This is a genomic window from Paraburkholderia terrae, assembly GCF_002902925.1.
GTDB lineage: Bacteria > Pseudomonadota > Gammaproteobacteria > Burkholderiales > Burkholderiaceae > Paraburkholderia > Paraburkholderia terrae.
The window spans coordinates 2,575,627-2,589,433 of the sequence record NZ_CP026113.1 but is presented as its reverse complement, the minus strand read 5'-3'; the positions used below and the strand labels follow the sequence as shown (position 1 = coordinate 2,589,433).

The window sequence follows — 13,807 nt, the reverse complement described above, 5'->3', positions numbered from 1 at the left end:
TTTTCAGTCACGGGCCAAAGAACGTCTGGCAAAAGTGGCCAGGTACGCGGCACTGCGCCGTTTCTGTCTGGCCGGCTTGCGGTTGATTCACTGTCGAACAACCAGCGATCAGGTACGCCAACAGGCACATCATCCCTGCGCGTGCGTCCCTTCTTCGGCGGATGAAGAACCCGGGCATGTTGCACCTCGAAGCGCGTATCGGGCGAAGCATCGGGGCCGGCGTTTGCCGCAAGCCCCGGTTCGGCTTCCATCCAATCGATGTTACGCGCTCGCAGTCAACCGCTCCGGCGTCCGATAGTCATTGAGCAACCGCTCCTTCTTCTTCGCCGCTGCCTGGATATTGCGTTCCTTCACGTGACCGAAGCCGCGAATATCGTCCGGCAGGCTGGCGAGCTGCAGCGCCACGGGAAGGCGATCAACAGAGAGCGTCGCGCAAAACTCGTCGACCAGCGCGATGTACTCGGCAATCAGTTGCCGCTCGCCGCGCCGCTCGGCCGTCTTGCCGAATACATCCAGCGCGGTGCCGCGCAGTCCCTTCATACGTGCGAGCGCACGGAAGACGGGCAGCATCCACGGACCGAAGCTTTTCTTCTGTAAATTCCCACGTTCGTCGCGCTTCGCGAGCAACGGCGGCGCGAGATGGAAGCTCAGCTTGTAATCGCGGCCCGGTTCGCCCTCGAACTGCTGACGCAGTTTCTCCAGATATGCGGGATCCGCGTACAGGCGAGCGACTTCGTATTCGTCCTTGTAGGCCATCAGCTTCGCGAGGCTCGTCGCCACCGCGCGCGTGAGCGGCAGTTTCGCGTTGCCTGCGACCTGCGTTTCCTTCACGCGGATACGGTCGATCACGTCGCGATAGCGCTGCGCATACGCTGCGTTCTGATACGCCGTCAACAGCGCTTCACGCGATGCGATCAGCTTGTCGAGCGATTCCGGCATCTGCATGACGATCGCCTGCTGCGCGACAGCCGGCTTGAGCAGCGCCTGAACAACCGCCTCGCCATGATGCGCGATATATCGTCCCCAATTGAACGCCTGCTGATTCTTCTCGACCGATACGCCGTTGAGTTCGATCGCGCGCACGAGGCTCGACAGTTGCAGCGGCAGCCAGCCTTTCTGCCACGCGAAGCCAAGCAGCAGCGGATTGCTATAGATCGTGTCGCCGAGCAGTTTCAGCGCGAGCGCATTGGCGTCGATGAAGGCGCATCCTTCGCCGATGCTGTCGCGCAATCCCGCTTCCGTCTGCGTGCCCGGGAAAGTCCACTTCGGGTTCTTGACGAATTCGGCCGTCGGCGTCGCGCCGCTGTTGATCGCGGCAACCGTCACGCCATGTTGCGTGCGAGACAGCACATCGTTCGACGCCGACACGATCGCATCGCAACCGATCACAAGCCGCGCTTCGCCCGTCGCGATGCGCGTCGCGTGCAACGCATCGGGCGAGGACGCGACCTGCACGTGGCTGAGCACGGCGCCGCCTTTTTGCGCGAGGCCCGCCATGTCGAGCACGGTGACGCCCTTGCGTTCGATATGCGCGGCCATGCCGATCAGGCCGCCGATCGTCACGACGCCCGTGCCGCCGACGCCCGTCACAAGTATGCCGTACGGTCTTGCAAGCGCCGGTAGCGATGGCATCGGCAGCGTATCGAACGCGCCATTGACAGCGTCGCTGCCGCGCGCAGCCTGAGGCTTGCGAAGCTGCGCGCCTTCAGCCGTGACGAAGCTCGGGCAAAAGCCCTTCACGCACGAAAAGTCCTTGTTGCACGACGACTGGTTGATTTTGCGCTTCGTGCCGAGCGGCGTATCGAGCGGCTCGACGGACAGGCAGTTCGATTGCACCGAGCAATCGCCGCAGCCTTCGCACACGGCATCGTTGATAAATGCACGGCGCGCCGGATCAGGATACGCACCGCGTTTGCGCCGACGCCGCTTCTCGGTCGCGCAAGTCTGGTCGTAGATCAGCACGGTCGTGCCGGGCATATCGCGCAGCGCGCGCTGCACGGTATCGAGCTGATCGCGATGATGGACATCGACGCCCGCGGGCAACACGATGCCCGAGTGATACTTCTGCGGCTCGTCGGTGACGATGACGATGCGCTTCGCGCCCTCGGCATGCACCTGATGCGCGATCTGCGGCACGGTCAGCACGCCGTCGACGGGCTGACCGCCCGTCATCGCGACGGCATCGTTGTAGAGAATCTTGTAGGTAATGTTCGCGTTTGCCGCGATGGCCGCGCGAACAGCAAGCAGACCGGAGTGGAAGTAGGTGCCGTCGCCGAGATTGACGAACACGTGCTTGTCGCCGGAGAAATGCATCTGGCCGATCCACGCGACGCCTTCGCCGCCCATCTGGCTGAAGGTTTCCGTCTTGCGGTCCATCCACATCGACATGTAGTGACAACCGATGCCCGCAAGCGCGCGCGAGCCCTCAGGCACGTTGGTCGACGTGTTGTGCGGGCAGCCGGAGCAGAACCACGGCTTGCGTTCGACGGACACGCGCGGCTTCGCCGCTTCGCGCTCTTTCGCTTCGATGATCGCGACGCGCGCGAGCATCCGCGCGCGCACGTCGTCGGGCAGGTCGGCGCGCGACAGACGCCGTGCCACGGCCTTCGCAATCAGCGCCGGCGACAGTTCGTAATGCGCGGGCAGCAGCCAGTCGCCACGCGGCACCGACCATTCGCCGCCTTCGTTGTCGCGCTCGTCGAACTTGCCATAGATCTTTGGCCGCACGTCCTCGCGCCAGTTGTATAGCTCTTCCTTCAGCGCGTATTCGAGAATCTGGCGCTTTTCTTCGACGACGAGAATTTCTTCCAGACCCGTCGCGAATGAACGTGCATCCTGCGCGTCGAGCGGCCACACGCAGCCGACTTTCAGCACACGCAAGCCAATTTGAGCGCATGTGTCTTCATCGAGGCCCAGGTCGCTGAGCGCCTGGCGCACGTCGAGATAGGCCTTGCCCGCCGTGATGATGCCGAAGCGCGGCGTCGGTGAATCGATCACGACGCGGTTCAGCTTGTTCGCGCGGACATAGGCGAGCGCCGCATACCATTTCTCGTCGAGCAGCCGCGCTTCCTGCGCGAGCGGCGCATCGGGCCAGCGGATGTTGAGGCCGCCCTCGGGCATCGTGTAATCGGTCGGCGTGACGATTTCGACACGATCCGGATCGAGATCGATCGACGCCGTGGATTCGATCACGTCCGTCACGCACTTCATCGCAACCCATAGGCCCGAGTAGCGGCTCATCGCCCAGCCGTGCAGCCCGTAGTCGAGATATTCCTGCACGTTCGCCGGATAGAGCACGGGAATGCCAGCCGCGATGAACGCGTGCTCCGACTGATGCGCGACCGACGACGACTTCGCCGCGTGGTCGTCGCCCGCCAGCACGAGCACGCCGCCGCGCGCGTCGCTGCCGGCGGAATTCGCGTGCTTGAACACATCGCCCGTCCGGTCGACGCCGGGGCCTTTGCCGTACCACATGCCGAATACGCCGTCGCGCGTCGCGCCCGGCCACAGGTTGATCTGCTGCGTGCCCCAGACGGACGTCGCGGCCAGATCTTCGTTGACGCCGGGCTGGAAGACGATGTCGTTGTCCTGCAGATGCTTTTTTGCTTTCCACAGCGACTGATCGAGCGCGCCCAGCGGCGAGCCGCGATAGCCGGAAATGAAGCCTGCCGTGTTGAGCCCGGCCTTACGGTCGCGTGCTTTTTGCAGCATCGGAAGGCGCACCAGCGCCTGCGTGCCGCTGATATACACACGGCCTTTCTCGAGCGTGTACTTGTCTTCAAGCGTGACGGGCGTGTCGGGTGTTTCGGTCGCTAGGTCGGATGCGACGGCTAGATCGGGCGCATTCATGGCAGGGCTGTCTCCGGGGAATGTGTTTTTCGCCGAGTATAGAAAGCCGAATTGCTATCGTAAAATCACAAATAGACAATTCCGGTATTCGAAAATCAGATGGCATTCGATCTCACACTCCGGCAGTTGCGTTACTTCGTGGCGGCGGCGCAAACGGGCCAGTTCTCGATGGCGGCGGCCAACGAGCACGTGTCGCAATCGGCGATCACCAACGCGGTGCTCGCACTGGAAAGCGGTCTCGGCACGCGGCTGTTCGAGCGGCTGCCGCAGGGCGTCACGCTCACGCCAGACGGCCAGGATTTCTATAATCACGCGCGGCGCGTGCTCGACGCCGCGCGTGACGCCGTCCACATGCCGCCGTTCCGTTCGCACGACATGCGCGGGACCGTGCGCATTGCCGCTTCGTATACGGTGCTGGGCTATTTCCTGCCTGAACTGCTGGCGCGTTTTCGCGCGACGTATCCGTTCATCGAGTTCGACTTGCGCGACATGGAGCGGGCGGATATCGAGCGCGCGGTGCTCGATGGCGATGTCGAAATCGGCGTGGTGCTGCTGTCGAATGTCGAAAAGCTCAGCCGGTTCGGCAGCCAGGTCTTGATCCGCTCGCGGCGGCAATTGTGGCTCGCACCGTCGCATCCGCTGGCGCAGGTGGACGCGCCGTCGCTGAGGGACATCGCGGCGCATCCATACATCCTGATTACGGTCGACGAGGGCGAGCAGTCGACACTGCGTTACTGGAAGAAAAAGGGGATCGAGCCGAACATCGCGTTTCGCACCAGTTCGATGGAAGCGCTGCGCGGACTGGTCGCGCATGGTTTCGGCGTGACGGTGCTGTCGGATATGGTGTTCCGTCCGTGGTCGCTGGAAGGCAAGCGCATCGACGCGCGGCCCATCACGGACGTGGTGCCGCAAATGGATGCGGGCATGATCTGGGCGAAGGGCGCGCAGTTGAGCGGGCCGGCGACGGCGCTACAGCAGTTTCTGATTCACGCGTGCGGCACGTGAACGATGCCGCGCGCGGCGGCCCGCCTTGCAGGCCGCCGGCACACGCCAGACGTTGTTCAGTGTGAAATGCTCTCGAGCGATTTGCCGAGCGTTCGCGGGCCCATCAGGCCGATCGTGAAGATCACGAGTGTCATCGCGCCCGCAATGAAGACGAACACGCCTGCGACACCGAAATCCTTCAGCGTGAACGCGATCACGAACGAACTGAACACCGCCGACAGACGGCTCCACGAATAGACGAAGCCCACTGCGCGGGCGCGAATCGCCGTCGGATAGAGTTCCTGCTGATACGCGTGATAGGTGAACGAGATGATGTTGCCCGCCAGCGTCAGCAGAACGCCCAGTATCACGATCTCGACGGCCGATGCCGCCTGGCTGAAGAGCAGGCCCGCCACGATATTGAGCGCGGCCATGCAGACGATCACATGCTTGCGTTCGAAGCGGTCGGCTATCCAGTAGCCGAGCAACGGCCCAAGCGGCGCAGCCAGGCCGATCACGGTCGTGTACAGCAAGCTGGACGTCACCGTGATGCCTTGCTTGACGAGCAGCGTCGGCACCCAGTTCGCGAAGCCAAAGAAGCCGACCGTCTGGAAGATGTGGAAGATGATCAGCATCACCGTGCGCTTGCGATACGGCGGTTTCCACATATCGGCGAATCCGGCCTTGCGCGGGACGGGTTCAGACGGTCCCGGCTCGGGCAACGGCTGTCCGTGCTGCTGCGCGACTTTTTCTTCGAGTCGCGCGAGCACTTCGTCGGCTTCGCGAAGCCGGCCTTTGCCCGCCAGCCAGCGCGGACTTTCCGGAAGATTGCGCCTGAAGTACCAGACGAACAGCGCGCTGATGCCGCCGAGCAGCACGACCCATCGCCAGCCATCCACGCCAAACGGCGACGTGGGTACGAGCAGCCACGAAAGAAACGCGACGACAGGCACAGCCGAGAAGCCGATCGTCTGACAGATTGCGAACGCCCTGCCGCGCAGATGCTTCGGCGCGAGTTCGGACATGTAGGTGCCGATGGTAATCAGCTCGACGCCAATCCCCATACCCGAGATGAAGCGCCACAAGTTCAAACCGCTCGCCGTATCCTGAAAGGCCATCACCGTGTTCGCCGCGACGTACCACAGTAAAGACCACGTGAAGATCGCGCGTCGGCCGAAACGGTCGGCGAGAAAGCCGCACGCGATGGTGCCGACGAACAGTCCGCTGAACAGCGCAGCGATGAAGCTCGCGACGCCTGACGTGCCGAACAGACCCGTGGTGGTCGGCGTGAGAATGCCGCTCTTGACGAGACCGGGCGCGATGTAGCCCGTGAACAGAAGATCGTAGAGTTCGAAGAAGAAACCAAGGCTCAGCAGCAGGATCAGCTTCCAGACGGCGCGCGTCGCGGGAAGCCTGTCGAGGCGCGCCGAAATCGCGCCCGTAGCGGCCGCCGATGCCGTCTCGACGCGCGTTGGAATGTCAGTGGCGCGTAGATCCGAGGCGCCCTCCAGAATGGCCATGTCTGTCTCCTGTCTCGTAGTTTGAATGTTTCACGGCTCGTGCGACTGCTCGCTATCCGTAGTCGATCGCTCGGCGCTTCACGCGTACTGCTCCTGCAACTCGGCGAATGACGCGATCCGGCCCGCAAGCGCGCTAGCGACGACAGTTGGCGGACTGGCAAGCCATACCTGACCAGGCCCGGAACGGCCGGGGAAATTGCGGTTGATCGCGCTGATCGTCACCTGGCTTGTATCCGTCGATGAACCCGGCCCGCAGTTCGCGCATGCGCCGCACGACGGTTGCAGCAGGATGGCGCCGACCTGATCGAACGCGTCGATATAGCCGCGCCGCACGCAATAGTCCCTGACGTCGGAAGTGCCGAACTGCAGATAGAGCTTCACATCGGATGGCACGCGCATGCCGCGCGCGGCAGCCCATGCCAGCACTGCGTGATAGTGGTCGAAGTCCTCGCGCTTTCCCGCTGTACACGAACCGCCATACGCAATCTCGACGCGCGGACGTTGGGCAAGATCGCGCAGCGCAACGCCGTTGCCGGGGTCGCCGGGTGCGGCGAGCATCGGCGAAATCTGCGTGCAGTCGATCGCGATCACGTCGGCATAGACTGCGTCCGGATCGCTGCGCATCCACGGCTCGATTACGAAGTCGATGCCGCGCCGTTCCTTGAGAAAGCGGATGGTTTCTTCATCGGGCGCGACGATGCCGGTGAAGCCGCCGAGTTCCGCCGTCATGTTCGTGAGCGTCGCGCGTTCGTCCGTCGTCAGTTGCGAGATCGCGGCGCCCGCGAACTCGAATATCTTGCCGACGCCCGCGCCGGCACGGATTCTCGGGTCCGCGAGCAGATGCAGCGCGAGATCCTTCGCCGTCACACCAGCCGGGACGGCGCCGTTGAATTCGACACGCAGCGATTGCGGCACGGTCATCCGCACCGCGCCCGTGACGAAAGCATTCGCCATATCCGTCGTGCCGACGCCGAACGCCACGCAGCCGAGTGCGCCGCTATGCGGCGTGTGCGAATCCGTGCCGACGATCAGCTGACCCGGCAGCGCGTAGCGTTCCGCCATCATCGCGTGCGAGATGCCTTCGGAGCCTTCGCTGAGGTTGTCGCCGGTCGCGTTCAGGTAGCCGTGATTCGTCAAGCCATAATCTTTGGCGAATTGCCGGTGTGCCTCCGACAGTTCGCGCACATCAGGCAGCAGACCGTTTCTCACGTGCAGTTCGCTCTTGTGCGAATAGGAGAGATGGTCTTCGAACGTGAGAATGGTTTCGGGCTGATGCAGCGACAATGGCTTGCCGAACGTCGCGTGCAGCATATGCGTTGCCATGCCCGTGTAGTACTCGTGGATAAAGCGCCAGTCAGCACGAACGAACACGCCGGAGCCGGGCGTCAGCGAATCGCCCGTGCCTTCCGTGCGAAGCGCGTGGCGCTGCAGAATCTTTTGCGCCAGCGTGCGCGGTTCGGGATCGATGGAATCGACGGGGCACGCGGCGATTTCGATGCGCCGCATATGCCGCTCGCCGTAATGCAACAGGCCACCGCTTCTGAGGATCGACGCCGACAGGCTGTCGCGTGAGGCAACGAGCTCTTCAATCTCGATCGGCTCGCCGCGCTGGATGCGTTCGATCAGCCCGAAATCCGTCGACGTAAACAGCCCAAGGTTATCCGCGTTCTGTCGATAAATCCGTTCGAAGCTCTTCGCAATCACGAGCCGTATGCCCGCGCGATATTCCGCGACCGGACTGTGTTCGCGCGACGAACCTTTACCGTATCGATTGCCCGCGACCGTCACGCAAAACCCGCCAGTGCGGATGGCGTCCGGGCCGATCGGATTGCGATTTCCCGTGCGGAACCCGACGTAAGGAAAGCGGCCGAGACGCTCGTCGAAGCGGGTCAGCACGCTCATCGGCGTGATCTCGTCCGTCGATACGTCGTCTCTCAACGTTCCCGCCGCCGCCTGCGTCAGATCGGAGCCGTCGAGTTGCCGTTCGATCCGTTCAGGATCGTCGCAAAGAAACAGTATCCGGCCCGTCAAATCCAGTTTTGCCATCTGATTTCTCCTTCAACGGGAAATCTAGACGGCGACGGCGTCGATCACGAAGTGCTCGATCGGCAAAGGGGACATCGCAAATCGCGATGTCCTCGTTAACCCTCAGCCTGAGAGAGTGAATCGATCAACGCCTGCACGGCTTTAAGGCGTGACGATTTTTTGAGCGCGTGAACCCGCAGGCTGCGGTTACGCGCCCACGTTTCATCGAGCGGCCGGCGCACGAAGCCGCGCGATCCGGCGAAAGCGGACGCGGCGCTCGTCGGGACGATGCCGATGCCGAGTCCCGCTTCGACCATCCGGCATTGCGCATCGAAACTGTTGACCGTCACGGACAGATTGAGCGGCGACCGAACCGCATCGGCACGCTCCTTCAGAGTCTGATCGAGTGAGCCGCCCGCCTGCAGCGCGACGAGCGGGAAACGGATGACGTCGCTGAATGTCGGCGCATCGAGGGCGGCGAGTTCATGATCGAGCGGGAGCACGACCATCAGCGGATCATCGGCGAAGTGCCATGAATCCAGGCCTCCCGGTATCTTGCTGCTCGCCGAGATGCCCACGTCTGCGCGATCGTCCACGCACGCGCGAATCACTTCGTCGCTGATCTGCTCGGTCAACGCGATCTGTACGAGCGGGTAGCGGGCCTGAAATGCTTTCAGACGCTCGGGCAAAAAGCCGACGATCGCGGACGCGTTCGCATACAGACGCACGACACCGGCGACCTGGCCGCTGAGCGATTGAACCTCGCGCGCGAGCGACTGCAACTCGTCATGGACCGATACCGCACGCGAGAATGCGTGGCGGCCCGCCTCGGTCAACTCGACGCCAGCGGGCGAGCGGATCAGCAAAGGAAGGCCCATTGCGGATTCGAGATCCGCAATGCGTCTGCTCAGCGCCGAAGGAGCGATGTGATTGCGGCTGGCCGCCCGAGCGATGGAGCCTTCCTGCACGACGGATATGAACAGCTCCAGGCTGTACGGATCGATGCGCATGCTGCCGGACCTTGTCGACGTTCTTGGCTTGTGGGGCGGACTGATCGAATGCAGTCCGTCAGCGGCCATATTAACAGCGGCCCTTTTTGCGCCGGTGGCCGGTGGGCGCGTGGTGCGACGAGTGCAGGCAAGGCGCCTCGACATTCAACGCCCAGGCGGCAGAAACCGCAGCAACGCGCCCGTCACGACGGCAGGTTGCTCTTCGGCGACCCAATGGCCCGAGCCCTGGACATTGATCGCCTCGACATTCGTGGCGACATGCCGCAAATGATCGCCGATGATCGGCCCGAAGCTCCCCGCACCGCCGATGCCAAGCACCGGCATCGTCAGCTTCGTCGCGGAAAATGCCTGATTGGCCTTCACGTCTTGCGGAAACGCGCGGTAGTACTCGAAGCCCGCGCGCAGTGCGCCCGGCATCGCGTATTCGCGGGCATAGGTTTCTTCGACTTCGTTCGTGAACGCGCGGGCATTCACCGCTTCCGAATTGTGAAACCACTTCAGGTATTCGAGTTCGTGTCCGGCGATCAGCATCTCGGGCACATCCTGCACCGAATAAAAACGGAAGTGCCACGTGCGCGGCGTCTGCACGAGTTGATCCCACGGCTCGATGCCGGGCAGCGGCACGTCGAGAATCGCGAGCGTGCGAACTTCGTCAGGATGCTGCGCCGCATACGCATAAGCGACCATCCCGCCCATGTCGTGGCCGACGACGTTGACCTGCGGACCAAGGTTGAGTTTTGCGACGAGCGCGCGGATGTCCTCGGCGACGTTCGCCTTGTCGTAGCCTGTTGCGGGCTTCGACGTATCGCCAAGGCCGCGTAGATCCGGCGCGAGCACCGTATAGCCGCGCGCGACGAGTTGCGGCATCACGTAGCGCCACATGTACGACGTGGAGCCCCAACCGTGCAACAGCACGACGGGCGTGCCTTTCTTGTCGCCCTGCGCCAGAAGGTAGTGGTAACGCACGCCGTTCACGTCGACCTTGCCGTCGACGATTTTTGCGGTTGCGGTCGAGATGGCCGCCGATGTCGTCGGCAGATAGTCGTCATTGGTGGCAGCGTGGGCGTGATGCGCCGCGCCCGTCAAAACAATCGACGCGGCGAGCAAGGTGGAGACAAACGTATTGCGCATGATGATTCCAGTCGTCCTGAAGGGCGAACATGTGCGAAAGCCGGGATGGCAATGCCGGCACGCTGTCAACGACACCGTGCGGCGACTGGAATCGATAGTAGGGAGGTGCCGGCCAATTGACGTACGTGTTTGCCGATGAACTCGTTGCATCGGATCGAACATGTCGGCAATGCCGGCGGAGGGCTGACTGGACGTGACGGCCGCCTCGGGCCGTTTCTATGCAAAGCTGGTTGGAGCGCGCAGGGCGCGCAACCTTTACGCCTTCGGAGCGACCGACGCTCCCGCGATCCCATGTCGCGCCAGCGCGTCGGCGACAAACCCGGAAGCCTTCATCTCTTCGACAAACGCATGCAACGCTGCCGCCGCCGCTTGCCCACGGCTCTTCGGCGTACCCATTGCCTGCTGGATCACCATGAACCGTTCGTCGAGCAGCCGAAGTCCGCTGGCCTTCTTCGCATCGGCTTCGAGCTGCTGCTTCACGCCCGCAGCGACTTCGAGATTCTGTTCGAGGAACGTCTGTACGACAGCGGGTGACGTCGGCGCGCGCACGATCTCCGCGGCCTTCAATTCGCGCGTCAGGAACAGGTCATACGCGCTGCCCTTGCCGACGGCGACGCGGTTGTGCGCATGATCGACATCGGCATTCGTCTTCACGGGCGAGTCGTCGCGCACGAGATAGAAGCCTTCGATCAACACATACGGCGCCGTGAACGCAATCGTTTCGCCGCGCAACGGATCGACGGCGAAGAAGCCAAAATCCGCGCGCTCCTCGCTGACCGCCTGAACCGATTTACCCGCTGCATCGAACACGACCAGTTCCAGTTCGACGCCGAGCTTTGCGGCGAACGCGCGCGCCAGATCGACGGATACGCCGAACGGCTCGCCCGTTTCAGCGTTCTTGTTGGCGAGAATCGGGTTGCCGAGATTGATCGACGCGCGCACCTTGCCGGTGGGCGTGAACGCGGCGACGACGGTTTGATCGATAGTCATGAATGCTCCCGTGGCGACCGCGTTTTTGTGCTGCGGCCTGAGGGTGCAAGGATAAACCGGTTTTGTGTCAGCGCACAAAAGTCCCGCTGAACATCACCTGGCGTCCGCGCGGCATCGACAAAAGTGCCATTGAATCTGCGTTTTGTGTAGGGACACGGCAGACCCCGTCAAATATTCTCAACCCATCGAGACGATACGCCAGGCGCTGATCCCGTCGCCGGCGACGAACCACTCAAGGAGAGGATGTTGACCAGAAAAGTGCCGCTCAAGATCGCCATCGCTGAGCATCCGCATACATCGGCTATCCGCAACGGCTCCATTCCCATCGAAGGCGTGGATGCCGAGTTCATCACCGTTCAGCCGCAAATCGGCGCGTTTCGCCGGATGGTGCGCGATGTCGAGTTCGACGTGTGCGAGCTGGCGCCGACGACTTACATCATCGCCCGTGCGTATGGCGCGCCCTTCGTCGGATTGCCGATCTTCGTCGTGCGCCGCTTTCATCACGGCGGGCTGCTGGTGCGTCCGGATGCCGGGATCAAGGAGCCGAAGGACCTCGAAGGCAAGAAGGTCGGCGTGCGCGCCTATTCGGTGACGACGGGCGTGTGGACGCGTCAGGTGCTGATCGACGAGTTCGGCCTCGATTCGTCGAAGGTGACGTGGGTGGTCGACGACGAAGAACACGTCACGCAACTCAAGCTGCCGTCGAATGTGATTCATGCGCCCGCCGGCAGTTCGCTGGCGGAAATGATGGAGAAGGGTGAACTGTCGGCGGGCTTCGCGGCTGCTGCGGGTATCGGCCGTACGGGCGCGCCGACAGGCGGCTGGAAGGAAGTCGACGCGGACTATCCGGACCTGCTGCCCAACGCAGCCGCGCTCGAAGCCGATTACTACAAGCGCACGGGCGTGTATCCGATGCACGGCACGATCGTCGTGAAGGATTCGGTGCTGGCCGAGCATCCGTGGATCGCGAAGTCGATCTTCGACGCGTTCGCGCAGGCGAAGAAAGACTGGCTGGCGCGGCTCGACGCGGGTGAAGCGACGAGCGCAAGCGACAAGAAGTATCTCGAACTGCGCAAGATCGTCGGACACGATCCGCTGCCGTACGGTCTGCAGGAAAACCTCAAGACGATCGAAACGCTGGAAGCCACCGCGTTCAAGCAAGGGTTGACGCCGCGCCGCATGTCGATTGGCGAACTCTTCGTCGATCCACAAGCGCGCTGATCGAAAAGAACGGAGACAACATGATTATCGATTGCCACGGTCACTTCACGACCGTTCCCGCATCGTTTCGCGCCTGGCGCGCCAAACAGGTCGAGTTCGCGAACGACCCGGCCAATGCACCTTCGCGCGATGGCGCACGGGTGAGCGACGACGAAATCCGCGAAGCGATCGGCAACGGCCAGCTCAAGCTGCAACGCGAGCGCGGCAGCGACCTCACGCTGTTCTCGCCGATCGCCGGTTTGATGAGCCACCATCTGGGTAACGAGCGCACGAGCCTCGAATGGGCGGAAGTATCGAACGATCTCGTGTATCGCGTGACGGAACTGTATCCGGACAACTTCGCGCCCGTGTGCCAGTTGCCGCAATCGCCGGGCGCGGCGCCTGCCAATTCGATCAAGGAATTGCGGCGCTGTGTCGAGCAACTCGGTTTTGTCGGCTGCAATCTGAACCCCGATCCGACGGGCGGTTACTGGACTGGCAAGCCGATGACCGACCGCGAATGGTATCCGCTGTATGAAGCACTCGTCGACCTCGACGTGCCCGCGATGATTCACGTCGCAGCGTCGTGCAATCCGTGCTTTCACGGTACAGGCGCGCATTATCTGAATGCCGATACGTCGGTGTTCATGCAATTGCTGCAAGGCGACCTGTTCAAAGACTTCCCGACGCTGCGCCTCGTGATTCCGCACGGCGGCGGCGCGGTGCCTTATCACTGGGGGCGTTATCGCGGCATGTCGCTGGAAATGCGCGAGCGTCCGCTCGAAGGTCTGCTGAACAACATCTTCTTCGACTCGTGCGTGTATCACCAGCCGGGCGTCGAGCTGCTGACCAAGGTCGTGCCGTCGGACAACGTGCTGTTCGGCTCGGAGATGATCGGCGCGGTGCGTGGCAAAGACCCGCTAACGGGCCAGTACTTCGACGACACGAAGCGCTACATCGACGGCTGCGCGGCATTGACCGACGAAGACCGCTACAAGATTTTCGAAGGCAACGCGCGACGCGTCTACCCGCGCCTCGATGCGCGGCTCAAGGCGCGCGGCAAATGACGACGCAAATAAGCACGCAAGCACGACGACA

General features: G+C 62.7%; 9 protein-coding genes. 3 read left to right on the top strand and 6 right to left on the bottom strand.

Translation table 11 applies throughout. The annotated features are described in order from the left end of the window. Window positions 1–261: 261 nt before the first annotated feature. Complete coding sequence (locus tag C2L65_RS41365; protein WP_042305685.1) at window positions 262–3,849, bottom strand: indolepyruvate ferredoxin oxidoreductase family protein; 3,588 nt, start codon at window positions 3,847–3,849, stop codon at window positions 262–264. A gap of 99 nt (window positions 3,850–3,948) precedes the next feature. Here C2L65_RS41365 and C2L65_RS41360 point away from each other — a divergent pair, with 99 nt between their 5' ends. After that, the gene (locus C2L65_RS41360; RefSeq protein WP_042305684.1) at window positions 3,949–4,854 is read left to right on the top strand and encodes a LysR family transcriptional regulator; all 906 of its coding nucleotides are present in this window, start codon (window positions 3,949–3,951) and stop codon (window positions 4,852–4,854) included. 56 nt (window positions 4,855–4,910) lie between these two features. On the opposite strand, the gene C2L65_RS41355 is transcribed toward C2L65_RS41360, so the two are convergent. From C2L65_RS41355 to C2L65_RS41335, 5 genes are all read right to left on the bottom strand, one after another. Beyond that, complete coding sequence (locus tag C2L65_RS41355; protein WP_042305683.1) at window positions 4,911–6,353, bottom strand: MFS transporter; 1,443 nt, start codon at window positions 6,351–6,353, stop codon at window positions 4,911–4,913. Window positions 6,354–6,431: 78 nt separating this feature from the next. Next, the gene (locus C2L65_RS41350; RefSeq protein WP_042305682.1) at window positions 6,432–8,399 is read right to left on the bottom strand and encodes an aconitase family protein; all 1,968 of its coding nucleotides are present in this window, start codon (window positions 8,397–8,399) and stop codon (window positions 6,432–6,434) included. A gap of 95 nt (window positions 8,400–8,494) precedes the next feature. Then, window positions 8,495–9,388 (bottom strand): LysR family transcriptional regulator, encoded by an 894-nt coding sequence (locus tag C2L65_RS41345; protein WP_042305681.1) that lies wholly within the window; start codon window positions 9,386–9,388, stop codon window positions 8,495–8,497. 144 nt (window positions 9,389–9,532) lie between these two features. Beyond that, window positions 9,533–10,519 carry an alpha/beta fold hydrolase gene (locus C2L65_RS41340; RefSeq protein ID WP_042305680.1) on the bottom strand — a complete coding sequence of 329 codons (987 nt, stop codon included), beginning with the start codon at window positions 10,517–10,519 and terminating at the stop codon, window positions 9,533–9,535. Between the two features lie 255 nt (window positions 10,520–10,774). Further along, a complete protein-coding gene (locus C2L65_RS41335; protein WP_042305679.1) occupies window positions 10,775–11,509 on the bottom strand; it encodes an ABC transporter substrate-binding protein in 735 nt (244 codons plus the stop codon). A 243-nt stretch (window positions 11,510–11,752) separates the two neighbouring features. Here C2L65_RS41335 and C2L65_RS41330 point away from each other — a divergent pair, with 243 nt between their 5' ends. Both C2L65_RS41330 and C2L65_RS41325 read left to right on the top strand, forming a co-directional pair. Continuing rightward, on the top strand, window positions 11,753–12,730 hold the full coding sequence (locus tag C2L65_RS41330) for an ABC transporter substrate-binding protein (protein WP_042305678.1): 978 nt from the start codon (window positions 11,753–11,755) through the stop codon (window positions 12,728–12,730). Window positions 12,731–12,750: 20 nt separating this feature from the next. Beyond that, window positions 12,751–13,776 carry an amidohydrolase family protein gene (locus C2L65_RS41325; RefSeq protein ID WP_042305677.1) on the top strand — a complete coding sequence of 342 codons (1,026 nt, stop codon included), beginning with the start codon at window positions 12,751–12,753 and terminating at the stop codon, window positions 13,774–13,776. Window positions 13,777–13,807: the final 31 nt, after the last annotated feature.

Excerpts from the sequence above, each read along its gene's own strand:
- C2L65_RS41365 (WP_042305685.1), bottom strand. The coding sequence starts at position 3,849 with ATGAATGCGCCCGATCTAGCCGTCGCATCCGACCTAGCGACCGAAACA.
- C2L65_RS41360 (WP_042305684.1), top strand. The coding sequence starts at position 3,949 with ATGGCATTCGATCTCACACTCCGGCAGTTGCGTTACTTCGTGGCGGCG.
- C2L65_RS41355 (WP_042305683.1), bottom strand. The coding sequence starts at position 6,353 with ATGGCCATTCTGGAGGGCGCCTCGGATCTACGCGCCACTGACATTCCA.
- C2L65_RS41350 (WP_042305682.1), bottom strand. The coding sequence starts at position 8,399 with ATGGCAAAACTGGATTTGACGGGCCGGATACTGTTTCTTTGCGACGAT.
- C2L65_RS41345 (WP_042305681.1), bottom strand. The coding sequence starts at position 9,388 with ATGCGCATCGATCCGTACAGCCTGGAGCTGTTCATATCCGTCGTGCAG.
- C2L65_RS41340 (WP_042305680.1), bottom strand. The coding sequence starts at position 10,519 with ATGCGCAATACGTTTGTCTCCACCTTGCTCGCCGCGTCGATTGTTTTG.
- C2L65_RS41335 (WP_042305679.1), bottom strand. The coding sequence starts at position 11,509 with ATGACTATCGATCAAACCGTCGTCGCCGCGTTCACGCCCACCGGCAAG.
- C2L65_RS41330 (WP_042305678.1), top strand. The coding sequence starts at position 11,753 with ATGTTGACCAGAAAAGTGCCGCTCAAGATCGCCATCGCTGAGCATCCG.
- C2L65_RS41325 (WP_042305677.1), top strand. The coding sequence starts at position 12,751 with ATGATTATCGATTGCCACGGTCACTTCACGACCGTTCCCGCATCGTTT.